This window comes from Fluviirhizobium alvei (assembly GCF_030551875.1).
Taxonomy (GTDB): Bacteria; Pseudomonadota; Alphaproteobacteria; order Rhizobiales; family Rhizobiaceae; genus Rhizobium_E; species Rhizobium_E alvei.
Genome location: NZ_JAUOZU010000007.1, coordinates 276,478 through 300,053 on the forward strand (window position 1 = coordinate 276,478; position 23,576 = coordinate 300,053).

General features: G+C 59.7%; 25 protein-coding genes and 1 pseudogene. 16 read left to right on the top strand and 10 right to left on the bottom strand.

The features are described 5' to 3' along the window. Positions 1-62: 62 nt before the first annotated feature. Complete coding sequence (locus Q4481_RS10590) at positions 63-299, bottom strand: nuclear hormone receptor family protein (protein WP_304376319.1); 237 nt, start codon at positions 297-299, stop codon at positions 63-65. On the opposite strand from Q4481_RS10590, the gene Q4481_RS10595 reads away from it, so the two are divergent. Together Q4481_RS10595 and Q4481_RS10600 are read left to right on the top strand one after the other, a co-directional pair. Further along, positions 298-537, top strand: coding sequence for a FitA-like ribbon-helix-helix domain-containing protein (locus Q4481_RS10595; protein ID WP_304376320.1), 240 nt, complete (start codon positions 298-300; stop codon positions 535-537). The two genes, Q4481_RS10590 and Q4481_RS10595, sit on opposite strands and share 2 nt — an antisense overlap. Then, a complete protein-coding gene (locus tag Q4481_RS10600; RefSeq protein ID WP_304376321.1) occupies positions 534-953 on the top strand; it encodes a type II toxin-antitoxin system VapC family toxin in 420 nt (139 codons plus the stop codon). Before Q4481_RS10595 ends, Q4481_RS10600 begins: the two co-directional genes overlap by 4 nt. A gap of 3 nt (positions 954-956) precedes the next feature. Here the strand turns inward: Q4481_RS10600 and Q4481_RS10605 are convergent, their stop codons facing one another. The 5 genes and pseudogenes from Q4481_RS10605 to Q4481_RS10625 form a co-directional block, all read right to left on the bottom strand. Beyond that, positions 957-2,573 carry a cisplatin damage response ATP-dependent DNA ligase gene (locus Q4481_RS10605; RefSeq protein ID WP_304376322.1) on the bottom strand — a complete coding sequence of 539 codons (1,617 nt, stop codon included), beginning with the start codon at positions 2,571-2,573 and terminating at the stop codon, positions 957-959. Continuing rightward, positions 2,570-3,580 carry a ligase-associated DNA damage response exonuclease gene (locus tag Q4481_RS10610; RefSeq protein WP_304376323.1) on the bottom strand — a complete coding sequence of 337 codons (1,011 nt, stop codon included), beginning with the start codon at positions 3,578-3,580 and terminating at the stop codon, positions 2,570-2,572. The genes Q4481_RS10605 and Q4481_RS10610 overlap by 4 nt, the downstream gene beginning before the upstream one ends. 48 nt (positions 3,581-3,628) lie before the next feature. Continuing rightward, positions 3,629-4,240: pseudogene (locus Q4481_RS10615) on the bottom strand (LysE family translocator). Positions 4,241-4,311: 71 nt separating this feature from the next. Further along, positions 4,312-5,058 (bottom strand): AraC family transcriptional regulator, encoded by a 747-nt coding sequence (locus Q4481_RS10620; protein WP_304376324.1) that lies wholly within the window; start codon positions 5,056-5,058, stop codon positions 4,312-4,314. 338 nt (positions 5,059-5,396) lie between these two features. Next, the gene (locus Q4481_RS10625) at positions 5,397-6,164 is read right to left on the bottom strand and encodes a potassium channel family protein (protein ID WP_304376325.1); all 768 of its coding nucleotides are present in this window, start codon (positions 6,162-6,164) and stop codon (positions 5,397-5,399) included. Between the two features lie 124 nt (positions 6,165-6,288). Between Q4481_RS10625 and Q4481_RS10630 the strand changes: the two genes are divergently transcribed. Next, positions 6,289-6,618 carry an SMR family transporter gene (locus Q4481_RS10630; RefSeq protein ID WP_304376326.1) on the top strand — a complete coding sequence of 110 codons (330 nt, stop codon included), beginning with the start codon at positions 6,289-6,291 and terminating at the stop codon, positions 6,616-6,618. A 24-nt stretch (positions 6,619-6,642) separates the two neighbouring features. Here the strand turns inward: Q4481_RS10630 and Q4481_RS10635 are convergent, their stop codons facing one another. Next, positions 6,643-7,662, bottom strand: a complete 1,020-nt coding sequence (locus Q4481_RS10635; RefSeq protein ID WP_304376327.1) for an alpha/beta hydrolase — start codon at positions 7,660-7,662, stop codon at positions 6,643-6,645. A 289-nt stretch (positions 7,663-7,951) separates the two neighbouring features. Beyond that, positions 7,952-8,683 (bottom strand): sulfite exporter TauE/SafE family protein, encoded by a 732-nt coding sequence (locus Q4481_RS10640; protein ID WP_304376584.1) that lies wholly within the window; start codon positions 8,681-8,683, stop codon positions 7,952-7,954. A gap of 143 nt (positions 8,684-8,826) precedes the next feature. Between Q4481_RS10640 and Q4481_RS10645 the strand changes: the two genes are divergently transcribed. Together Q4481_RS10645 and Q4481_RS10650 are read left to right on the top strand one after the other, a co-directional pair. Next, positions 8,827-9,738: a DMT family transporter gene (locus tag Q4481_RS10645; RefSeq protein ID WP_304376328.1), complete on the top strand. Its 912-nt coding sequence runs from the start codon at positions 8,827-8,829 to the stop codon at positions 9,736-9,738. 282 nt (positions 9,739-10,020) lie between these two features. Then, positions 10,021-12,315: a methyl-accepting chemotaxis protein gene (locus Q4481_RS10650; protein WP_304376329.1), complete on the top strand. Its 2,295-nt coding sequence runs from the start codon at positions 10,021-10,023 to the stop codon at positions 12,313-12,315. 39 nt (positions 12,316-12,354) lie between these two features. Here the strand turns inward: Q4481_RS10650 and rutR are convergent, their stop codons facing one another. After that, positions 12,355-12,999, bottom strand: a complete 645-nt coding sequence (gene rutR / locus Q4481_RS10655) for an HTH-type transcriptional regulator RutR (RefSeq protein WP_304376330.1) — start codon at positions 12,997-12,999, stop codon at positions 12,355-12,357. A 299-nt stretch (positions 13,000-13,298) separates the two neighbouring features. Between rutR and Q4481_RS10660 the strand changes: the two genes are divergently transcribed. From Q4481_RS10660 to Q4481_RS10680, 5 genes are all read left to right on the top strand, one after another. Further along, positions 13,299-14,549: a Zn-dependent hydrolase gene (locus Q4481_RS10660; protein WP_304376331.1), complete on the top strand. Its 1,251-nt coding sequence runs from the start codon at positions 13,299-13,301 to the stop codon at positions 14,547-14,549. 4 nt (positions 14,550-14,553) lie between these two features. After that, the gene (locus Q4481_RS10665; protein WP_377353906.1) at positions 14,554-15,204 is read left to right on the top strand and encodes an endonuclease domain-containing protein; all 651 of its coding nucleotides are present in this window, start codon (positions 14,554-14,556) and stop codon (positions 15,202-15,204) included. 295 nt (positions 15,205-15,499) lie between these two features. Then, the gene (gene hydA / locus Q4481_RS10670; protein ID WP_304376333.1) at positions 15,500-16,954 is read left to right on the top strand and encodes a dihydropyrimidinase; all 1,455 of its coding nucleotides are present in this window, start codon (positions 15,500-15,502) and stop codon (positions 16,952-16,954) included. Between the two features lie 2 nt (positions 16,955-16,956). Next, positions 16,957-17,331, top strand: a complete 375-nt coding sequence (locus Q4481_RS10675) for a hypothetical protein (RefSeq protein WP_304376334.1) — start codon at positions 16,957-16,959, stop codon at positions 17,329-17,331. Next, positions 17,307-17,819, top strand: a complete 513-nt coding sequence (locus Q4481_RS10680) for a hypothetical protein (protein WP_304376335.1) — start codon at positions 17,307-17,309, stop codon at positions 17,817-17,819. Before Q4481_RS10675 ends, Q4481_RS10680 begins: the two co-directional genes overlap by 25 nt. A 140-nt stretch (positions 17,820-17,959) precedes the next feature. Here the strand turns inward: Q4481_RS10680 and Q4481_RS10685 are convergent, their stop codons facing one another. Then, positions 17,960-18,373 carry a cupin domain-containing protein gene (locus tag Q4481_RS10685; RefSeq protein WP_304376336.1) on the bottom strand — a complete coding sequence of 138 codons (414 nt, stop codon included), beginning with the start codon at positions 18,371-18,373 and terminating at the stop codon, positions 17,960-17,962. Between the two features lie 70 nt (positions 18,374-18,443). On the opposite strand from Q4481_RS10685, the gene Q4481_RS10690 reads away from it, so the two are divergent. The 6 genes from Q4481_RS10690 to Q4481_RS10715 all read left to right on the top strand — a co-directional run bounded on the left by Q4481_RS10690 (position 18,444) and on the right by Q4481_RS10715 (position 23,400). Beyond that, positions 18,444-19,235: an ABC transporter ATP-binding protein gene (locus Q4481_RS10690; RefSeq protein ID WP_304376337.1), complete on the top strand. Its 792-nt coding sequence runs from the start codon at positions 18,444-18,446 to the stop codon at positions 19,233-19,235. A 33-nt stretch (positions 19,236-19,268) separates the two neighbouring features. Further along, positions 19,269-19,604 (top strand): hypothetical protein, encoded by a 336-nt coding sequence (locus Q4481_RS10695; protein ID WP_304376338.1) that lies wholly within the window; start codon positions 19,269-19,271, stop codon positions 19,602-19,604. Beyond that, a complete protein-coding gene (locus Q4481_RS10700; RefSeq protein WP_304376339.1) occupies positions 19,601-20,488 on the top strand; it encodes an ABC transporter permease in 888 nt (295 codons plus the stop codon). Before Q4481_RS10695 ends, Q4481_RS10700 begins: the two co-directional genes overlap by 4 nt. Continuing rightward, positions 20,485-21,354, top strand: a complete 870-nt coding sequence (locus tag Q4481_RS10705; RefSeq protein WP_304376340.1) for an ABC transporter permease — start codon at positions 20,485-20,487, stop codon at positions 21,352-21,354. Before Q4481_RS10700 ends, Q4481_RS10705 begins: the two co-directional genes overlap by 4 nt. Positions 21,355-21,372: 18 nt before the next feature. After that, a complete protein-coding gene (locus tag Q4481_RS10710; protein ID WP_304376341.1) occupies positions 21,373-22,365 on the top strand; it encodes an ABC transporter substrate-binding protein in 993 nt (330 codons plus the stop codon). Between the two features lie 102 nt (positions 22,366-22,467). Next, on the top strand, positions 22,468-23,400 hold the full coding sequence (locus Q4481_RS10715; protein ID WP_304376342.1) for a helix-turn-helix transcriptional regulator: 933 nt from the start codon (positions 22,468-22,470) through the stop codon (positions 23,398-23,400). Positions 23,401-23,576: the final 176 nt, after the last annotated feature.

Here is a 23,576-nt window from a genome sequence, read left to right on the forward strand (position 1 = left end):
GTCGCTTGAATTCATACCCGCGCATATCGATCGATGGAGGCATTGGACTTACTTTCTCTGGCTCAACTGTCGAAGCTTAAGATATTTTCCGGAACCGCAAAAGCGCATCTTTTACGGGCATTAGCCGCAATAGATCTGCTTTCCGGCAGCCAACCTGTGCACAGCAACAAGGCCCTTATTTTGCGCTGCATAAGAGCGCCATTATCCACTCGCTCCCGTACATTCTCTTTCAAGGCGCCCGCCGATATTGATATCAAATCGCCGAATGTGATATCAAGGCCCTGAAGGAGAAATGCCATGGCCAATGTCCTCATTCGCAATCTCAGCGATGAAACGCACCGCGCCTTGAAACTGCACGCGGAGAAGCATGGTCGTAGTACCGAAGCAGAAATCCGCGCCATTCTGGACGAGGCCATGAAGCCGGAAGAGCCCATCAAGCTGGGGACGGCTTTGCGCGAATTCGGTGTAAAGTTCGGCGGAATAGATATCGACTTCGAACGGGATCAGAACCCGATCGAACCGGCGACTTTTGAATGATCGTCGTCGACACGAACATCATCTCCGAGCCAATGCGCTCACGGCCCGATCCCAGGGTCGAGCAATGGCTAAACGATCAGCCGCCTGCAACTCTTTTTCTTACATCTGTCAGTCAGGCAGAATTGCTGGTGGGCGTGGAATTGGTTCCGGATGGTCAGCGGAAGCGCGCCATGTTTGCCCAAATGGAGATGCTGCTGGATTCTTTGTTCGGCCCCCGGATACTACCCTTCACGACCGAAGCCGCCAGAATTTATGCGACCGCGGTCGCCCACGCCCGAAAAAATGGCTTCAACACGAGCATGGCCGATGGTCAGATAGCATCCATCGCAAGAGTAAACGGCTTTTCGGTGGCAACGCGCGATCAAGCGGCTTTCGAAGCTCTCGGCGTCCCCGTCATCAACCCCTGGACCGCCTGACCCTCAACGGATCATCTCATCCAGCATTTTCTCCAGCGTCTCGAGCCGGTCCGCTTCGCCGGGCGGCTTGTCCCACCGGAGCCGCGAGATGCGGGGAAAGCGCATGGCGACGCCGGATTTGTGGCGGCTTGAGCGCGCCAAACCTTCGAACGCCACTTCGAACACCAGCCCCTCAGTCTCGGTTGCCTTGACGGAGCGTACCGGGCCGAAACGATCAATGGTATTGTCGCGCACGAACTTGTCGATCTGGGCCAGTTCCTCATCGGAAAAGCCGAAATAGGCCTTGCCCACCGGCACCAGTTGCAGGTTTCCCGCCTCTTCTTTCCAGACGCCGAACGTATAGTCGGAATAGAAGCTCGATCGCTTGCCATGGCCGCGTTGAGCATACATCAACACCGCATCCACCGTATGCGGATCGCGCTTCCATTTGAACCAGGGCCCCTTCTTGCGGCCGGGCAGATAAGGCGAGCCCTTGTGCTTGATCATCACCCCTTCGATGATGGGGTGGATCGGCGCCCGCCTGATCTCGTCGAGATGCTGCCAACTGTCGAAAGCCACCAGCGGCGAGAGATCGAACCGGTGCGGATCGAGCCGTGCGACCAGCCCCTCCAGCAATTGCCGGCGCTCATCGAGCGGCAAGGCCCTCGTGTCGCGTCCATCAAGCATCAGCAGATCATAGGCCCGCACGAAGGCCGGATATTGCTGCATCACCTTGGCCGATACGCTCTTGCGGTTCAGCCGCTGCTGCAGATCCGAGAATGTGCCGGTCTCGACTGCGGGATCGCCAACCAGCAACTCGCCATCGATAACAGCCTCGGCCGACACCGCGCCCAGCAGATCGGGAAAGGCGCCGGAAATATCATCACCGCTGCGGGAATAGAGCCGCTTGACGCCGCCTTCGCAGCTCACCTGCACCCGAATACCGTCCCATTTCCATTCGGCGCGGAAATCGGCGATGTCGAGCCCGTCGAGATCGCCCTCCTCGACCGGATTGGCCAGCATCACGGGCCGGAAAAGCGCACGTGCTGCATTGCTGGGCTTCTCCGCCCTGCCCTCCAGCCAGGCAAACAGGTCTGTGTAGGGCACTTTCAGCCCATGCCACAGCTCCTCGATCTCGATGATATCCTTGGCCCCGAAATCGGCCAGTGCCTGTTTGGCGAGCCGCGCCGACACTCCAATGCGCAAGCCACCGCTCACCAGCTTGATCAGCGCATAGCGGCCCGGCGGGTCGAGCCGGTCGAGCAACTGGGCAAAGCGCGCCGGCGCTTCGCTGCGCGAGGCCCGTGACAGGCTTTCGACCACCATGCCGAGGCTGGGATCTTCGTCATTGGCCTGGGCATCCGCCGGCTCCGGCCAGATCAACGACACCGTTTCGGCCAGATCGCCCACATAATCGTAGCTGTATGCAAACAATACCTCATCGACCCGCTCGGCCACCAGCCCGCGGATCACCGCTGGCTTGATGGCGGGAATGTTGAGCCCGCCATCGGTGAGTGCCGCGAGCGCCAACCCGCGATCGGGGTCCGGTGTTTCGGCAAAATAGCTTTTGAGCAGCGTCAGCTTGCCATTGCGCGAAGGCATCAGCACCAGCCGGTCGATAAGTTCGGAAAATGCTCTCATTCGCTCTCGTCCTCGTAGCCGACGAGATGGAGCGGCCGGGCGGCAATGCCGTTGAGTGAACACCAGCGCACCAGCGCCTCTTCGCGGCCATGGGTCACCCACACTTCCGGTGCCTTCACCTCACGGATCGTGCCCGTCAGTTCGTCCCAATCGGCGTGATCCGACAGGATCAGGGGCAGTTCGACACCACGCTGGCGCACCCGCTGGCGGATCTGCATCCAGCCAGAGGCAAAGCAGGTCACCGGATCCGCAAAACGTCGCGCCCAGCGATCCGAGAAGGCAGAGGGTGTCGAGATCACGATCTCGCCGGCGAAATCGCTGGCTTTCCCCTTCTCCAATGTCGCGGGCCCGAGCGGGCCAAGATCGATGCCCTGGCTATGGTAATAGTCCGACAATGTCTGCAGGGCGCCGTGAATGAAAATCTTGCGATCATAGCCAGCCTCTCGGAGCAGCCGGATCACCCGCTGCGCCTTGCCCAGCGCATAGGCGCCGACCAGATGCGTCCGGTCGGGAAACTGCGCCACGGAATGCAGGAGCCGCCGGATTTCCATGCCGCTGTCTGGATGGCGGAACACCGGCAGCCCGAACGTCGCCTCGGTTATGAAGACATCGCATTCGACCGGCTCGAAGGGCGCACAGGTCGCATCCGCCCGCCGCTTGTAATCGCCTGACGCCACGATGCGGGTGCCGTCCTGTTCGACCACGATCTGCGCCGAACCCAGCACATGCCCAGCGGGTACGAACCGCACGGAAACGCCATTAATCGCTGTCGTCTCACCCGGCCGCGCGATCTGCACCGACCCCGCATACCCCGCACCATAGCGCAGCCCCATGATATCGAGCGTCTCGGCGGTCGCCATCACATGGGCGTGCCCCGACCGCGCATGGTCGGAATGCCCATGGGTGATCAGCGCCCGCTCCACCGGGGCGACCGGATCGATATAGAAATCGCCGGGTGGACAATAGAGCCCCTTCGGCATCGGGCAAAGCAGATCTGAAGCGCGCATGAGCAAGAGATAACCTGCTGCAGCCTCTTTTCAACCCGCCCGGCTACCTTATCGTTCCGCAAGCGCCAGCTTCGCGCCAAGAGCCACAAAGGCTGCGGCGAAACTGCGCCGCATCCACAGCATGATCCGCGGCCGGGAAATGACATGATCCCGCACGGCCGCAGCAAACAGGCCATAGATCGCAAAGACCACAAAGGTCATCAGCATGAAGACGCCGCTCTACAGCAGCATCGTCACCAGCCCGTCAGCGGCGTCCTGAGGAACGAACTGTGGCAGGAAGGCGAGAAAGAAGATCGACAGTTTTGGATTGAGCAGATTGATGAGGATCGCCTGTGGAATGATTCTCCGTCCGCCTGGGCCTGCGCTTGTTGGATCGACGCTGAGCGCTCCTTGTTCCTGAAGCGTGTTCCAAGCCATGTAGATGAGATAAGCGACCCCGGCATATTTGAACAGCTGAAAGACGAGCGCACTCGTATGGAGCACGACCGCGAGCCCCCCGATGGCCGCAGCCAGATGCGGCACGATGCCCAATGTGCAGCCGAAGGCGGCGATGATGCTCGATCGCGCTCCCCGCGTCAGCCCGGTTGCGATGGTGAAGATGGCGCCAGTGCCCGGTGAGGCAACGACAATAAAAGCGGTGATCAGAAATTCGAGGCTCATGCTGGTTTCCCGGGTTCAATCCCCGAAAAACTAGCCAACCAGCACCTTGCGGTCTTGAACGAAATTGCAGTTCAGGCAATCGCCGCCGCAAAGCTTCCCGGCGAAATACCGTAGCGGGCGGCAAAGGCTCGGGTCATATGACTCTGGTCGGCAAAACCGGAAGCAGCAGAGACCTCGGCCAACCCGACGCCCGAACCGATCAGGCGCCGCGCCAGATGTACCCGCTTCTGCAGGATATAGGCATGCGGGGTAAGTCCAGTCAGCCGCCGGAAGGCGCGCAGGAACTGGAAACGGCTGAGAGCGCTTTGCGCCGCAAGTTTACCCAGAGAATATTCACCGACAGGACAATCATCGATCCGTGCTTTCGCCCGTTCGACAGCCAGAGGCACCGCCGTGGTCTTTTCAGACGGCACAGCTGAAACCAGACAATGAAGAAGTTCGATGAGAAGGCTCTGGGCCGCCATGCCTGTCACGGAGCCAGCATCGGTCAAAGCATCCTTGAGATGAAGAAACAGCGACGAAGCACGGTCATCCCTAAGAACCGGGAAATGCAATTCGTCATAGGAACGCCCCTCGGCGAGGTCCCCGAAATGATCGAGGATCAAATTGCAGTCGAAATAGAGCATCGACCAGCTTCGGCCATCGGCATTGAGCGGAATGCCATCATGCACTTCGCCGGGATTGACCGTGATGAGATCGCCGGCAACAGCCTCCACGAGCCCTCGGCCGCTTGTGGATGTCTGGCCGCCCCGCAGGACGATACCGATGCCGAACTGGTCATGCGTATGGCGGGCGAAAGCGCGATTGCTGTTCGCCATCACCGCCTCCACGCCCTGCATCCGGGTTCGGTAAAGCTGGAAGTCGCGTCCCTGTCCCAATAGCGTTCCCACAAAGAAATCAGCTCTGAAAATCAAAAGGGCCACCTTTCGGTGGCCCCCATGAATTCTGGCCTCGTGTCAGGCCGGATCACCCGAAGGGCGATCCCTGGAAGGCTGGTTCAGAGCGAGGGCTGCCCCGCAATCTTCACCTGAACTCCCATGCCAGCTGCGAGTACCGAAAACTCATTAGACATCGGATCACCTTCCTTTCGTTTCGTTGAACATGAGATCAATGTAGGCCGATCCGCGACGAATGCAAGAGGTGCGATATCGCGACACTAAACATCGCCCTCGTTCGGAATATGCAGCACCGAACCGCAGTGCTTGCAACAGACCGCGTCGCGATCATGCAGGAAGAGGCCGCAATCCTCGCAGGTGTAGCGCACCTTCGATGGCCGGAAAATCGTCTGGATCAGCCGCAGGAACAGCGACACCCCGATGACCATGATGAAGATGGCCAGCAACCTGCCGCCATCGCCCACCAGCGTCACATCGCCGAAACCGGTCGTCGTCAGCGTCGTCACCGTAAAATAGAGTGCATCGAGAAAGTTACCGATTTCCGGGTTGATCCGGTGCTGGCTCATGAACACCAGTTCGGTCATGACGAACAGGAACACCAGCAGATTGAGCGCACTATTGATGACATCCTCGTTGCGTCGATAGAAATCGAAATCCTCGCGCAATTTGTTTTGCAGCCGGTAGGACCTGAGGAGCCTGAGCGTTCTCAGGCTGCGCAGGAAGGAGAGGCTTGCATTGAACAATGGTGCAAACAGCGACAGGATGACGAGCAGATCGACCAGATTGAGGGGTTGGCGAATGAATTCGAGTTTGCGCCCCGCAATCCAAAGCCGCGCCAGATAATCGAGCAACACATAAATACCGATCGCAACATCGACCCAGATGACCCAGGGTTCATCCATCATGAAGGTGCTGATGACGAGGAAAATGATCGTGGCGATATCGATCAGAAGCAAAGTGTAGCGAAAGATGTTCGCATCTCCCGACTTCGATTCATAAAGCGCCGCGACGCGTACCTTCAGCCGCATGTTTATCTCCCCCTGCCGGCCATCAAGTAGGGTGCCCGAGGCTTGACGGCAAGACTGGTCTTCGGACGGCAGGCGCCGGCGGGAATCCGCTAGCCTTGGAAAGCGCTGCCGGCTAAGACGCAGTATGACCTACATCCTGTTGTTTGCCGCCATCGTCGCTGAAGTGATTGCAACATCCGCCTTGCCAAAGACGGAGGGCTTCACCCGCCTCGGGCCGAGCCTGATTGCGATTATCGGTTACGGCTTCGCCTTTTTCCTGCTGTCGCTCGTTACACGGGTGCTGCCGGTCGGCATCGTCTATGCCGTCTGGTCCGGCGCCGGTATCGTGCTCGTAGCTGCCGCAGGCTGGCTTCTCTTCGGCCAGAAGCTCGATCTTGCGGCCATCTTCGGTCTTTTCCTGATCATTGCCGGCGTGCTGATCATCAATCTGCTGTCGAAATCCGTCAGCCATTGATGAAATCTGAGGAAGAACGCCCCTTTAGAGGCGTTCCCGCAGGTATCGCGTGGCTTCGCTGAAGGCGGCATTGGCCGCAGGCACATACCCAGCCACATTGATGAAGGGATGGACGAGACCATCGAACAGTCTCACCACGGTCGGCACACCGGCCGCCTTCAGCTTTTCGCCATAGGCCAGTCCTTCGTCGCGTAGCGGGTCGAAGCCGGCAATCAGCAACACGGCCGGGCATACGCCGTCCACATCACCAAGAAGCGGTGATGCCATCGGATCGAGCGCGTCATCGGGCTTGCTGAGATAGAGGTCGGTGTACCATTCCATCTTTGCCTTTTCGAGAAAGAAGCCCTCAGCAAAGAGCTGGTAGGAACGCGACTGCTTGCTCATGTCGAGCCAGGGCACCCAGAGCATCTGCAGGCGCGGCGGGAACGCGGCCTTGCGCCGCTGCTGCGCCACAACCGCGGCAGCATTTCCGCCCGCACTGTCGCCACCGAGCCCAATCCTCGCCGGATCGATGCCGAGCATCTCGGCATTGGCGACAACCGAATCGAAGGCGGCAATGCAGTCATTGATACCGACGGGAAACCGGTGTTCGGGTGCGAGGCGATAGTCCACGGCAATGACAGCACAGCGACCGTCATGCGCCAGCTGACGACAGACATCGCGATGGGAATCGAGCGAACCGGCGACATGGCCGCCACCGTGAAAGAAGATCAGGACCGGTGCATCCTTGGCCGGGAGAGACGCCGGACGATGGATCTCGCACCGGACTTCGCCCGCAGGCCCCTGGAAAGACCAGGCCTCAATCCGGACACTGGGCTCCGGCGGATGCGTGAGCCAGTTACCCTGCACATCAAAACCGTCGCGGGTTTCCTGAACGGATGCAAGCGTGCCCGGTGGCTCGGCGAAATAGCGAACCATGAACTGGACGACGGGATCGAGTTGCCGGCCATCGATTTGTGCCGGTTTGCCGCTGAGAAGTTTCATGATCGGGAGCGGCAGCCTGCACGCGGCGCGGGCAACCCATTTCAGGTGAGATGAAGCCATGATGTCTGTTCCAGGCGCGATTAAACTCGGTCATGCGATGGCCTCTGTCAAAGCCAGGCGTTTGCATGGTCTGTCGCTCGAGCCGGAAAAGTTTCCTCGGGACATTCGGCTCGATGGAGCAAGACCAACCGTGATAGTATGTTCGGCAAACGACCGGAAACGCAAGCACCCGTGCAAAACAAGAATTATAGCAATATCAACATCTTGATGAAAAAATTAACATCAGAATTCTCTTATACATGATAAGATGTCACATTTTTCTGTCGGCCATATCAATACACCACTCTGTTCAGCCACGAATCCACGGATCGAAAAGCGGCAGGCTGGTGAGCGCGGCAAGGCCGATCAGTCCATAACAGATGAAGCGAAAGACCCTGTCGCTGACCAGACCGAACAGACGAGCGCCAATCGTCAGTCCGAGCGCGTAAATCGGCCCGCAAACGAGTGCGAGAATAAAGACATCGCGAACCAGTAGGCCCGCGAACGCATAACTCACGGCGGAAATGACCGACGAAATGGCGAAATAAAGAACCACATTGGCCCGCACCATATCGGGATTGCTGCGACCGCCCAGCCAGTAGGCGACGACCGGCGGCCCACCCAGCTGCGCGGCACCGCTATAGAGGCCGGCGACCAGTCCGACACCGGAGGCGACCGGCACCGAGGGCTTGCCGCTATAGCGCCAGCCCGACATCAGAAGCAGCAGAAATGCGGCTGCGGTCAACGAAATGATCCAGCGGACAAGCGTCGGATCTGCCATCGTCAAAAGCACCGCACCGGCCGGAACGCCGAGCAGCGCGCCGGCGGTCATTGCCCCGACATCGCGACGATTGGCTTTCGCCACCGCATTCGGCAGCAATCCCGCTGCAGCCACCATATCGATGACAAGCAGAACCGGGCTTGCAAGCTTCGGACCGATGAGCGCGCTCGCGAGTGGTATGAAAATCAGCGCGGCGCCAAATCCGGAAAATCCCCGCGCCAATCCGGCAACGAAAATTGTCAGAGCCAGCATGGCCAGCATCCCCGCTGAGAGGCCGGGAAGCAGGGACTGGATGAATTCCTGGGCAAACTGCACGTCAAACCGCCATTCGATACCGACCAGAGATTGCTTTCATCGGCCATCTCGGGCACACAGGCAATCCTCTTCGTCTGGAATTCGCAATCATGGCAGCTTCCGCAAATATTCACGCCAAAGGCTACGAAAAGCTCAAGGCCCACGGCGCCATGTTGCTGTTTGCCATCCTGATTGCCGGTTCCTTCTCGCTGGGCGGATTGGCGGCTGGCGTGATGCCGTCAGCAGCGATCAATGCGATCCGCTATGTCATCGGCACTGCCGTCATGGGCCTTTTCGGATTGTTCGTGCTTCGGGTCGAGATCCGCGTTCCGGCCGCCTTCTGGCGTTTCGTCATTCTTGGCATGCTGATGGCCGTCTACATGTTCACCATGTTCAAGGCGCTGGAGTTCACCAGCCCGGTTTCGACGGGTGCAGTCTTCACGCTCATGCCGCTGATGAGCGCGGGTTTTGCCCTCGTGTTTCTCGGCCAGAAGACGAGGCCACCCGTGCTGGCCAGTCTCATTCTGGCCGCTGCGGGTGCCGTTTGGGTGATTTTCCGCGGCAATATCGACGCCATCCTGTCTTTCGATGTCGGACGCGGCGAGTTGATCTATTTCATCGGCGTGATCTGCCATGCCGCCTATGCGCCACTGCTGCGCAAGTTCAATCGCGGCGAAAGCGCCTTCACCTTCGGCTTCTGGGGCGTGGCCTGTACGGGTGTGATCTTGCTCATTCCCGGCGTGCCCGCCATCGCCGAAAGTGGCATCACCAATCTTCCGCTGATTGCCTGGGTCGCGATCTTCTATCTCGCGATCGCCACCACCGCGATCACCTTCATGCTGCTGCAATATGCATCCATGCGCCTGCCGGCATCCAAGGTGCTCGCCTATGGCTATCTCACCCCGACCTTCATCATCATGGTAGAAGGAATGATCGGCCACGGATGGGTGTCCGCTTCGGTCTTTGCCGGCGCCGCCGTCACAGCGCTCGGCCTCGTGGTCATGGCGCTGTTGCCGGATTGATGATCGCAAGACCACCCACGCCACATCAAGTCTCTAATATATTGCGAAGACGTACCTGTAATTTCTTATAGGCAGGACCTTCATCAATCCGATAGTTTCCTCCGCCAATATTGTTCAACGCTAAACTATTGCTCAAAAAACAGGCAATACTTGATCAAGGCCGTCCAAATGCCTCGGCCACAATAAAAGCATGACGCTTTTATTCTGCCAGCGCTATCCGGCGAACCGTCGGCGTGTGGCGAAAATCCTGCGATTTACTCCGACCATGCACAGGCTTCTAAAATGAAGTTTCTTTCGCGTCTTGCCTTCCAGAAACTTGTGGCCGTTCTCGCCATCATCCCCCTTCTCGGCATTATTGCACTCGGCGGCATGCTGTCCTGGGATGCCTACAAGAATTACACCTCCCTGAATGACGCAGCCAAACTGCAGAAGCTCGTTCATGGCGCCGGCAGCCTCATTCTCCTGCTGCCTGTGGAAGGCGCTGCGACGGGCACCGATCTCATCGATACCCGCAAGAAGGTGGATGACAATTACCAGGCCATCCTTTCGGCCTACGGCGATGTCAAGGAGGCCGGTATCGATACGAGCAGGATCGCCGGCGCTATCGACAACCTCACGGAAAAATTCGGCAAGATCCAGGGCTATCGCCAGGCTATCGACGCCGGGACCGCCGACCCCTTGCTCGCGCTCGGGGTCTTGCAGCCGATTTCCGGTGCAAGCGCTGAACTGACTCGCACGATCGCGGTCATGACGGATGACCGCATCCTGTCGCGCGCGACAACAGGATATTATGCCTTCATGCAGGTCAACGATGGCTTCCAGATGTTCAATCGTCTGGGCACGACCTACATCACCAAAGGACAGCTCGATCTTCCGGCCTATGCCACGTTCCAGCGCGCACACAACCTCATCCTCACCTACGAACGCGCCTACCGTGAAGCAATGCCGAAGGATCTGGTCGATCGCTATGACAGTTTCTTCGAAACGCCTGAAGGTGCCATGATCAAGCGCCTGCGCGGGCTGATGGAAAAGAACGAAGCCTATACCGGAAGCGAAGAGGAAGCATCGGCCTGGAAGAGCGCCAATGTTGCCCGCCGCAAAGTCGCTGCAACGATCATCGACGAAGCGGGTGATCGGATCTCGTCGGACATGCAGACCGCCCTTGCTGCTGCGACCAGCAATCTCAGGATCGTGCTGGCGGCCCAGGCAGCCCTCGCCGTCATCATGATTGTCCTGAGCGCTTTCGTGGCCCGCACCCTGTCCTCTTCGATCCGGTCGCTCGCCGGCCGCATGACCAGCCTGGCCGAAGGAGATACGGCGGCAGCGATCCCGAATACGGACCGGAGTGACGAGATCGGTGCAATGGCCCATGCTGTCGAGATCTTCCGGCAGGCGGCAATCCGCAACCGCGACCTTGAGAGAGAAACTGAAGAAAACCGCAAGCGTGCTGAGATCGAACGGATCGAGATGCAGCAACGAGCGGAAGTTGAAGCGGAAGCACGCCTGACCCAGGCGACGGGCGCACTGGCGACCGGGCTGAAGCAACTGGCCGCTGGCGATCTTCTCTGCGAAATCCACCAGCAATTCGCCGAGAAATTCGAACCGCTGCGCCACGACTTCAACAGTTCCGTCCAGCAGTTGCGCGATGCGCTGTCCGCTGTCGGTCGCACCGCCGCCTCGGTCAATTCGGGCAGCTCGGAAATCTCCAATGCCTCCGGGGATCTCTCCAAACGTACGGAGCAGCAGGCCGCATCCCTCGAAGAAACGGCAGCAGCGCTTGAGGAAATCACCGCCAATGTGGTCGCCACCACCAAGCGCACCGCTGAAGCACGTCAGGTAGTGCAGACGACAAGAACCACCGCCGGCCAGTCGGGCGAAGTTGTCCGCAATGCAGTGGGCGCCATGGAACGGATCGAATCCTCCTCACGCCAGATCGGGCAGATCATCGGTGTGATCGACGAAATCGCCTTCCAGACCAACCTGCTCGCGCTCAATGCCGGTGTCGAAGCCGCACGCGCCGGTGAAGCCGGCAAGGGTTTCGCCGTCGTCGCCCAGGAAGTGCGCGAACTCGCCCAGCGTTCGGCTAATGCCGCCAAGGAGATCAAGTCTCTGATCGCCAACTCGGCCCATGCTGTCAGCGAAGGCGTCAAGCTGGTCAACGATACGGGCGAAGGTCTTGGCGCGATCGAGGCACTTGTGGTGACTATCAACGAACATATGGACGCCATTGCCACAGCAGCGCAGGAACAGTCTGTCGGTCTGGCGGAGGTCAACACTGCCGTCAACCACATGGACCAGGCAACCCAGCAGAATGCCGCCATGGTCGAGGAAATGAGCGCTGCGGGCTCGACGCTCGCAGAAGAAAGCAACCAGCTTTATGCGCTCCTGGCCGGCTTCAAGCTTGGCGACGGCGCTGCCGCCTTGCGGGATACCGCAAGCCGGATGCGCTCCGCTGCCCAGCCACAAGCGCAGGCCACGCGCCCAAAGCCGGTAACGCGGCCCGCAGTCGCCCGGTCCTCGGCGCCGCAGCGCGCAGCCTCAACTGCCCCGGCCGCCGACAGCTGGGAAGAGTTCTGAGCCGGAGAGAAGAATTGAGCCGGGGCGGAAACGCCCCGGTTATTTGTTTGGGATCGAAAGACCGCCCATATAGAGACCTTCCAGAAAGCGGGCCGCATCTTCGAACCTGCCCTCGCCCGCCTTCTCCTGTCCCAGCACAGCTCGCACCTGAACATCGAAGTCGGCATAATGCTGGGTCGTCGCCCAGATCGAGAAGATGAGGTGGTAGGGATCGCATTTGGCAATCTTGCCGGCCTTGGCCCAGCTTCGGATCACCTCCGCCTTCTCATCGACCAGTTGCTTGAGCGGCCCCTTGAGCTCATCTTCGATCAGCGGCGCACCGCGCAGCACCTCGTTGGCAAACAGGCGGCTTTCGCGAGGATAATCACGCGCCATTTCCAGCTTGCGGCGAATGTAGGAGCGGATTTCGGCTTCCGGATTGCCATCGGCATTGAATTCCCGTAGCGGATCGAGCCAGGTATCGAGGACGCGCTGGATCAGAGCCTTGTGAATGGCTTCCTTGGTGCGGAAATAATAGAGAAGGTTCGGTTTCGACATGCCGGCGACATCGGCAATCTGGTCGATGGTGGCGCCCTTGAAGCCATTCTGGGAAAACACTTCCAGCGCAGCCTCCAGAATCAGCTCTTCCTTCTCCTCCTGGATGCGTGTGCGCCGTTGGGTTTTCGCCGCCCTGGGTATGGCCATCGTGCCTGTCGCTCCTTCACCTGCACAACCAAAGTCGTAAGGAATGTCCGCTTTTTAAGCTCTGCCTGTGCGTTAGGCAACGCTCCCCAAAATTCTCCGCTTCTTTCCCGTTTTTCGGCTTGAGTGCGGCGAAAGAAGTTGTAATGTTTACCAAACGGTCAAATTATTGGACAATTCCACTCCAGTTGGCAACTGTCCATTTCGGGGAATAACAAAAATCAACCCCGAAGACCACGCGGGAACAACCATGACCCGGCCTTAACCGGGTCGCATGACATTGAATGCATGGGAGACTAATCGTGACTGCACCCGGCGAAAACATGCGCATCAACGGCGATCGTCTTTGGGATTCGTTGATGGAAATGGCGAAGATCGGCCCCGGCATTGCCGGCGGCAACAATCGCCAGACCCTGACGGATGCCGATGGCGAAGGCCGCCATCTGTTCAAGCGCTGGTGCGACGAAGCCGGCATGACCATGGGCGTCGACAAGATGGGCACCATGTTCATGACCCGGCCGGGCACGGATCCGGATGCACTTCCGGTCTATGTCGGTTCGCATCTCGATACCCAGCCGACCGGCGGCAAATATGACGGCGTGCTCGGCGTTCTGGCCGCGCTCGAAGTCGTCCGCTCCATGAACGATCTCGGCATCAAGACGAAACATCCGATTGTCGTCACCAACTGGGCTAACGAAGAGGGTGCCCGTTTTGCGCCAGCAATGCTCGCCTCCGGTGTCTTCGCCGGCGTTCATACGCTCGATTACGCCTACGGCCGCAAGGATCTCGAAGGCCTCACCTATGGTGACGAGTTGAAACGCATCGGCTGGCAGGGCGACGAAGAGGTCGGCGCCCGCAAGATGCACGCCTATTTCGAATATCACATCGAACAGGGCCCGATTCTCGAAGCAGAAAACAAGCAGATCGGTGTCGTTACCCACTGCCAGGGTCTGTGGTGGCTTGAATTCACCCTCACCGGCAAGGAGGCACACACCGGCTCGACGCCGATGAACCATCGCGTCAATGCCGGGCTTGCCATGGCGCGCATCATGGAAATGGTGCAGACGGTGGCGATGGAAAACCAGCCGGGCTGTGTCGGTGGCGTCGGCCAGGTCAATTTCTCACCGAATTCCCGCAACGTTCTGCCGGGCACGGTCATCTTCACGGTCGATATCCGCTCGCCGGAACAGGCCAAGCTCGACGGCATGCGGGCCCGCATCGAAAAGGAAGCGGCTGAGATCTGCGCCAAGCTGGGCGTCGGCTGTTCGGTCGAGGCGGTCGGCCATTTCGACCCGGTCACCTTCGATCCGACGCTGGTCGCGTCAGTGCGCAAGGCGGCCGAAGATCTCGGCTACAGCCACATGAACATCATTTCCGGCGCCGGCCACGATGCCTGCTGGGCCGCCAAGGTGGCGCCCGCGACCATGATCATGTGCCCCTGCGTCGATGGGCTTTCGCACAACGAAGCCGAGGACATCTCGAAGGAATGGGCGTCTGCCGGTTGCGACGTGCTTCTGCGCGCCGTGGTGGAGACGGCGGGGATCGTGGAGTAGTTCCATGCTCCGTTGTGGCAGCAAAGCCCCCTCATCCGGCCCTTCGGGCCACCTTCTCCCCGCTGGGGAGAAGAGGGAGGCCGTTGCAACGCCCACATACAAGGCGTTCCTCTCACCCACGGCCAAGAGAGATTCACGAGGGCGCGTCTGGTATCTCTTCTCCCCAGCGGGGAGAAGGTGGCCCGAAGGGCCGGATGAGGGGGTGTCGCGCATGCAAAATCCCAAGACGGCCGCGAGCAAGCGCTGGCGTGGAGCGACCACCAAAGCCCGTACCCTGCGACAAAACGAAACCGAAGCTGAGTATCGGCTTTGGGGCGAATTGCGAAACCGCCTGCTCAATGGCCACAAGTTCGCGCGTCAGGTCCCATTAGGTCCCTATGTCGCAGACTTTGTCTGTCGCGAGAAGAGGCTCGTCGTCGAACTCGATGGCTCGCAGCATGCCGAAAGCAACCATGATACGACAAGGACCAGATGGCTCAACGACCATGGCTATTCTGTCTTGCGGTTCTGGAACCATGAAGTGCTTGAAGAGCGCCGTGCCGTTCTGGACACGATCCTCGCTGCATTGGATGGCAGGATCTTTGCGCGGGATGACGTGCTGAGATTTTCGCCGGGGTGCCCCTTGCGTGGGTTCGATGAGGTAGGCGGGGGATGAGGGCAGTTTGTGTGTGCAACCCCTCATCCGCCCTTCGGGCACCTTCTCCCCAAGGGGAGAAGAGGGAGACTGCGGCGCCCGTTCGCCGTAACGCAACCTTTTCGCCGACCCTTAACTCAGAAGTTCGGCGGCGAGGCTGGCTTCTCTTCTCCCCTTGGGGAGAAGGTGGCCCGAAGGGACGGATGAGGGGTTCTTTTAATCGTAGCAAGGTCTCTGCGCACCATAGCGACCAACATACAGCCTTCGAAGCACTCAGGCACCAGCCATCCAATAAACTCGAAACGGGAACAGCATCATGAGCAAAGTCATCAAGAACGGAACCATCGTCACCGCCGACCTGACCTACAAGGCGGACGTCAAGATCGAAGGCGGCGTGATCGTCGAGATCGGCCCCAATCTTTCCGCCGACGAAGTGCTCGATGCGACCGGCTGCTACATCATGCCGGGCGGCATCGATCCGCACGTCCATCTCGAAATGCCCTTCATGGGCACCTATTCGGCCGATGATTTCGAAAGCGGCACCCGCGCGGGTCTGGCCGGCGGCACCACAATGGTGGTTGATTTCTGCCTGCCGGGGCCTGACCAGTCGCTGCTCGAAGCGCTGCAGATGTGGGACAACAAGACCTCGCGCGCCAATGCCGACTTCTCCTTCCACATGGCCATCACCGGCTGGAACGAGCGTGTCTTTGACGAGATGAAGACCATCGTCCAGGACAAGGGCATCAACACCTTCAAGCATTTCATGGCCTACAAGGGCGCGCTGATGGTGAATGACGACGAGATGTTCGCCTCCTTCCAGCGTTGCGCCGAACTTGGCGCCCTGCCGCTCGTCCATGCCGAAAATGGCGATGTCGTCGCATCGATGACGGCGAAGTTGCTCGCCGAGGGTAACAACGGTCCCGAGGCGCACGCCTATTCGCGGCCGCCGGAAGTGGAGGGCGAAGCCACCAACCGCGCCATCATGCTGGCCGATATGGCAGGCGTCCCACTCTATGTCGTTCATACTTCCTGCGAACAGGCGCATGAAGCCATCCGCCGCGCCCGCCAGAAGGGCATGCGCGTTTATGGCGAGCCGCTGATCCAGCATCTGACGCTCGATGAAAGCGAGTATTTCAACCAGGATTGGGACCACGCCGCCCGTCGCGTAATGAGCCCGCCCTTCCGCAACAAGCAGCATCAGGACAGTCTCTGGGCCGGCCTGCAGGCAGGTTCTCTTTCCTGCGTGGCGACAGACCATTGCGCCTTCACCACCGAACAGAAGCGCTTCGGGGTCGGCAATTTCGCCAAGATCCCGAACGGCACCGGCGGGCTTGAAGATCGCCTGCCGATGCTCTGGACCTATGGCGTCAATACCGGCCGCCTGACGATGAACGAGTTCGTCGCCGTCACCTCGACCAACATTGCCAAGATCCTCAACATGTACCCGAAGAAGGGTGCTGTGATGGTCGGCGCCGATGCCGATCTGGTGGTCTGGGACCCGAACCGGTCCAAGACCATCTCGGCAAAGAGCCAGCAGTCCTCAATCGACTACAACGTCTTCGAGGGCAAGGAGGTCAAGGGCCTGCCGCGCTATACGCTAACGCGCGGCGAAGTCGCCATCGAGGAATCGACCGTCAAGACGAAGGAAGGCCACGGCAAATTCGTGCGCCGCGAGCCGTTTCAGGCGGTCAACAAGGCGCTGTCGACCTGGAAGGAACTGGTCGCGCCCCGCAAGGTGGAACGCACCGGCATCCCGGCCACGGGAGTCTGATGATGAAAGGCGGCGCCCTCGCCATAGTGATATTTCTGGGCGCCGCGCCTGCGGGGCTGGCGGCAAAGACGTTGCCGATTGATGGCGTCTTTGGCGATGCGGTTAGCTGCGAGCTGCACCGCACCGGCGAGTATAGCGAACGTGGCGACAAGCTCGTGCTCAGCGCCGATGGCCTGTTGTCGATGATGTGGGCCTGCTCGTTCGAACATATCGAGAAGAAAGGGAACGTCACTAGTCTTAAGCTGGCCTGCAGTTCGGAGGGCTCCGGCCCGGAGGATGACTACAAGGACGAGGCCGAACTCACGGGCGATGCTCAATCCGGGTTCATGGTGACGTTCAAGGATGGCGGAAAATGGGGGCCGATGAAGCGATGCTAGAGGCGCAGTCGGCACCGACGACGAACGAGACCAGGGCACCCGCGAAATCCAGAGTGGTTATCCGTCGGCTGATCGGCTACTTGCTGGCCGTTGCCGTTGGATATGCCATCTTTGTGTTTATGTGGCGTGTTTGGCCTGGAAACCCGCTCGAACCACACCAAACTTCTTATATTTTGAGCGAGTTGAGCGTACCGTACCAGCTGCTTTCGGACTACCTGACGGCTGCAATCTTTGGCATCCCATACACTGTTCTGGGTATTGTTGCCGTTAAGCAATTATGGCCTCACAGCAGGCTGGCTTTTCTTGTCACTGGCATGTTCTGCCCCGCCGTATCGCTAGTCCTGTTTTTCGGCTGGAACGGATTGACTACTTTTATCGATGATGCGGCGGGCCTCTTTCTGCTGACTCCGCCTGCCGGTCTCGCAGCTGCTTACATTTTCGGTGCGATCGGAATGGGATACGGGTTTGGTCGATGGAGGTTGGGATGATGCCTCATTTTGACGTCCCGGCCGGGCATCGCAAAGCTATAATCACCCCTCACCAACTTCGGCTAAGGATTCGCTTGCGCTCACCCAGCCTTCGTATCCTCTCCCGCAATGGGAGAGGTAAGCCTGCTGCGGTCGCTTCTTCAATCCGCAAACTTTTCCAGCTCCGGCAGCAGGACGACGCTCTCCTGCTCGTTCGGATCCGTCCGCGCAATCACCGCCGAGCAGCTCTCTGTCGCCGAACGATTGACCGGCAGATGCGGCACACCGGCCGGAATATAGAACATGTCGCCGGCGCGCGCCGTGATGCGATGTTCGAGATTGGTGCCGTAGAAGGTTTCGACTTCGCCCGAAAGCACAAAGATCGCCGTTTCGTGACCCTCATGCATATGCGCCTTGGCACGTCCGCCCGGCGGAACCGTCAGCAGCATCATCGCAATGCCGCTCGAGCCGCTGCTTTCGGCACAGATACCTTCAATATAGGAGAAGCCCTGCTTGCCATCATAGGGGATGGCCGGCCGGATCAACTTGCATTCGGGATGCGGGGATGATGACATAGACAAACTCCTGCCAGAGAACGAGCGGAAAACCGCCTTGGGGAACGAATAAACATGAAACTGGGTAGCAATGTCAAAAACGAACGATAACGTGGTCTCGGCCAGGGATCTTGGTCTGGTCTTCTCGACCAATGACGGTCCCGTGACCGCCCTCACCGGTGTCAATCTCGAGGTGAAGAAGGGCGATTTCGTCTCCTTCATCGGACCGTCCGGCTGCGGCAAGACAACATTTCTGCGGGTAATCGCCGATCTCGAAAAGCCGACATCGGGAACCATAACCGTCAACGGCATGACGCCGGAACAGGCCCGCCAAAAGCGCGCCTATGGCTATGTCTTTCAGGCGGCAGCACTCTATCCCTGGCGGACGATCGAAAAGAACATCGCCTTGCCGCTCGAAATCATGGGCTATTCGGCCGCCGAGCAGAAGGCACGCATCGAACAAACGCTTGATCTCGTCAACCTTGCCGGTTTCGGCAAGAAATTCCCCTGGCAGCTCTCCGGTGGCATGCAGCAGCGCGCCTCGATTGCCCGCGCACTCGCCTTCGATGCCGACCTGCTTCTGATGGACGAACCGTTCGGTGCTCTCGATGAAATCGTCCGCGACCATCTGAACGAACAGCTCCTGCAGCTCTGGGATCGCACCAACAAGACGATCTGCTTCGTGACCCACTCCATTCCGGAAGCGGTCTATCTCTCGACCAAAATCGTGGTGATGAGCCCGCGCCCCGGCCGCGTTACCGACGTGATCGAATCGACGCTGCCGCGCGAGCGTCCGCTCGATATCCGCGAGACGCCGGAATTCCTAGCAATCGCCCACCGCGTGCGCGAAGGCCTGAGAGCGGGGCATAGCTATGACGAATAGGCTCGCTATTTCCTCGCTGGGGAGGTGCAGCACATGAGGGCTACAGTCCTGCTCTGGCTCGCCGGCTCCTCGGTGATCTTTCTCGCCGCCGCAACCGCCACCCGCCACTATGTCGGCAACAACAACATCGTCTGGCTGTTGCTGTCGCTGTCGCTCTATGTCGTCGGCAACCTGGTGATGGTTCGCATCATGCGCGAAGGCGGCCTCGGCCTCGCCGTTTCCATTTCGGCCATCGCCCAGTTGCTGCTCGTCAATCTGGTCGCCTTCGCCCTTTATGGCGAGAGGCTGACGGCCATGCAGATGAGCGGTCTGGTCCTCGGCATCGCCTCGATGACGCTTTTGATGTGGCCACAGGGAGGCTCGACATGAGCTGGCGCGAAAAGATCCTCCCCGTCACTGTCGTCGTGCTTGCGATCATCGCTATCTGGTATGCCGGCACGGTCTATCTGAACGCACCTTTCGCACGGGATATGGCGGCGAAGGACGGCAAGGAACTCACCTTCTCCGAGCTGGTCTCCGTCACCATGCACCAGGAACGGCCGGTGCTGCCCTCCCCGCACCAGGTCTTTGCCGAATGGTACAAGACCACCTTCGAAATGAAGCCCACCTCCAAGCGCAGCCTCGTCTATCATTCCTGGGTAACGATCTCGGCCACCCTGCTCGGCTTTGCCATGGGCACCGTGCTTGGCATCGTGCTCGCCGTCGGCGTCGTCTTCAATCGCGCCATGGACAAGTCGCTGATGCCCTGGGTGATCGCCAGCCAAACAATCCCGATCCTCGCAATCGCGCCGATGATTATCGTCGTGCTCAATGCGATCGGCATTTCGGGCCTGCTGCCGAAGGCCGTGATTTCCACCTATCTCAGCTTTTTCCCGGTGGTTGTCGGCATGGTCAAGGGCCTTCGCTCGCCGGAACGGATCCAGCTCGATCTCATGCATACCTATAATGCCTCGTCCTGGCAGACGCTGACGAAACTGCGTTGGCCGGCCTCGATCCCCTACCTGTTCGCGTCGCTGAAGGTGGCAATCGCCTCATCTCTGGTCGGTGCCATCGTCGGTGAACTGCCGACAGGTGCGGTCGAGGGCCTCGGCGCCCGGCTTCTCTCGGGCTCCTATTACGGCCAGACAGCACAGATCTGGGCAGCGCTGCTGATGGCATCGGCGGTGGCAGCGATCCTCGTTATGCTGGTCGGCGTCGCCGAGAAGGTGACGGCGGTTGCCATGGGCGCACGACCGGCAGGAGTCCGCCCATGAACCTCTCTCTCGTCATCTTCGCGATCGTCTTCTGGCTCGCCGCCTGGGCGTTCAACGACTGGCTGTCGCGCAAGAGGTTCAAAAACCCCTCCGCCCAGCGGCTAGCCTCGCTGGTGGTACCGGCTCTGTTCGGCATCACCATTCTCGTGCTGTGGGAATGTCTCACGCGCGGCTTCAATGTGCCTGGCGTTCTTCTGCCGCCGCCATCGGCCATTGCGCATCGACTGGTCAATTCGCTGCCGATCCTCTGGGCCGATGTGCAACAGACCTTCTTCAAGGCCGTGCTCGCGGGCTATATTCTCGGCTGCGGCTTGGGCTTTCTTACAGCGATCCTGATCGACCGTTCGCCCTTCCTGCAGAAGGGGTTGCTGCCGCTCGGCAATTTCGTCTCGGCGCTGCCGATTGTCGGCGTCGCCCCGATCATGGTCATGTGGTTCGGCTTCGACTGGCAGTCAAAGGCTGCCGTCGTGGTGATCATGACCTTCTTCCCGATGCTCGTGAACACGGTCGCCGGATTGGCCGCATCGACCCCGATCGACCGCGATCTCATGCATACCTATGCCGCCAGCTGGTGGCAGAGCCTCGTCAAGATGCGTCTGCCCGCCGCCTGGCCATTCATCTTCAACGCACTCAAGATCAACTCCACCCTGGCGCTGATCGGCGCCATCGTGGCCGAGTTCTTCGGCACCCCCATTGTCGGCATGGGGTTCCGAATCTCCACGGAAGTGGGACGCATGAATGTCGACATGGTCTGGGCCGAAATCGCGGTTGCCGCGCTGGTCGGCTCACTGTTTTACGGACTCGTTGCGTTCATCGAACGGCGGGTTACATTCTGGCATCCGTCTGTCCGTGGTGGGCAGACGTAATAAAAGAGGGAACGAAAAATGAAAAAAACGATCGCTATGCTTCTGGCTGCCTCCGCGCTTTCGATGGGCGCCCTCAGCGCGGAAGCCGCCGACAAGGTGACGCTGCAGCTCAAGTGGGTCACGCAGGCCCAGTTTGCCGGCTACTACGTTGCCAAGGAAAAGGGCTACTATGACGAGGAAGGCCTCGATGTCGACATCAAGGCCGGTGGCCCGGATATCGCTCCGGCCCAGGTTCTCGCCGGTGGTGGCGCCGATGTCATCGTCGACTGGATGCCGTCCGCTCTCGCCACGCGCGAAAAGGGCCTGCCGCTCGTCAACATCGCCCAGCCGTTCAAACATTCCGGCCTGATGCTGACCTGCGCCAAGGATTCCGGCGTTACCAAGCCGGAAGATTTCAAGGGCAAGACGCTCGGCGTCTGGTTCTACGGCAACGAGTATCCGTTCCTGACCTGGATGGGCAAGCTCGGCATCAAGACCGATGGTGGTGCGGAAGGCGTGACGGTTCTCAAGCAGGGCTTCAACGTCGATCCGCTGCTGCAGAAGCAGGCAGCCTGCATCTCCACCATGACCTACAACGAGTATCACCAGATCCTCGAAGCTGGCGTCAAGGCAGACGATCTCATCACCTTCAAATATGAAGACCAGGGCGTCGCAACGCTCGAAGACGGTCTCTATGTGCTGGAAGACAAGCTGAAGGACGATGCCTTCAAGGCCAAGATGGTGAAGTTCGTCCGCGCTTCGATGAAGGGCTGGAAGTATGCCGAAGCCAACCCGGATGAAGCCGCTGGCATCGTGCTCGAGAACGACGCCTCCGGCGCCCAGACCGAAGCCCACCAGAAGACGATGATGGCCGAAGTTGCCAAGCTGACTGCTGGCTCGAACGGCGCTCTCGACCCGGCCGACTTCGAGCGCACTGTCGCAACGCTGCTGGCTGGTGGCTCCGATCCGGTCATCACCAAGAAGCCGGAAGGCGCCTACACGCTCGACATCACCAACGAAGCGCTGAAGTAAGCCTCGGACATTCATCAGGAAGGCGGGCTCTCAGGGCCCGCCTTTTCGTTACAAAAAGCTCCGGTCAAAGAATAAACCAACGCTCTCAAACGTTTTCCGACCATGGACCATTTCAACTCAGCCCAGGTGAACGCTGTCGCGCGGCGGTTCGAACTCGCACATAAGGCGATTGCCGCCCATGTGGGAACGCGCGAGTTTTCTGCGCGCGGTGATTTCGAGTTCGAGACCCGGATCTCGGTGGCGTCCTTTGCGGACCATGTCACTCTGGGACGGGCGAATTATTCTCCGGTCATCGGCAGGCGCACTGCAGCAGCGCTTGCCGACAATCGCGACGGCTATCTCGTGACCCGACATCGCCATGACCACGAAATCTCGGTTGCTGGCCGGACCCCGTTCCGGGTCCGTGCGGGGGATGTGCTCATCGTCAGTGATACGGTGATCTCGGAGTTCCACCTGCCGAGAACCAGCGTCGATGTGCTCTATTTCGACCGCAAGGCACTGGAGACCAGAATTCCGTCACTCGCCCGCAATGCGCACGCCCTTTATTCGGGCCGGAGCGAGCAGGCGCGTGTCTTCTTCGGTTATGCCGACCTCCTCATGCGCCATGTGACGCCGAAGGGAGCCACCGGGCTCATTGGCGGTCGGCATCTCGTCGACCTCGCTGCCCTGCTCCCGGACCAGCGCGTTGATGCCGGCGCACAGGATCTGCGTCTCGCCCGGACGGCGGCGATCCGCCAGATGATTGCCGACCGCTGCACCGATCTCGGCCTGACCATTGCAGCTGTCGCCCGCGCCCAATCTGTGACGCCCCGCTATGTACAGCAGCTTCTTGCTGCCGACGGGACCAGTTTTTCCGATTGTCTGCGCGCCTGCCGCCTCGACCATGCGGCGTCGCGTCTCCGCAATGACAAGGTTTCGCCCATCGCCCGGATCGCCTTCGATTCCGGCTTCTCCGACCTGTCGACATTTAACCGCGCGTTCCGCCGCCATTTTGGCGTTACTCCGAGCGAGTTCCGCGACGCTGCGGCTTCCTGAGCGGTACTGACAAGGCAGAAAACGAAGCAATCGAGTTCGCCGGATGCACAGGCGCGCACCGGACGCCGAGACGGTTGACGGTACGTTCCGTATCTCTCGATCCGAAACTTGATCGAGGAGATTGCCATGTCGCTTGCGCGCACTGCCCTGAACAGCCAGAACCGAGAGAAAGATAC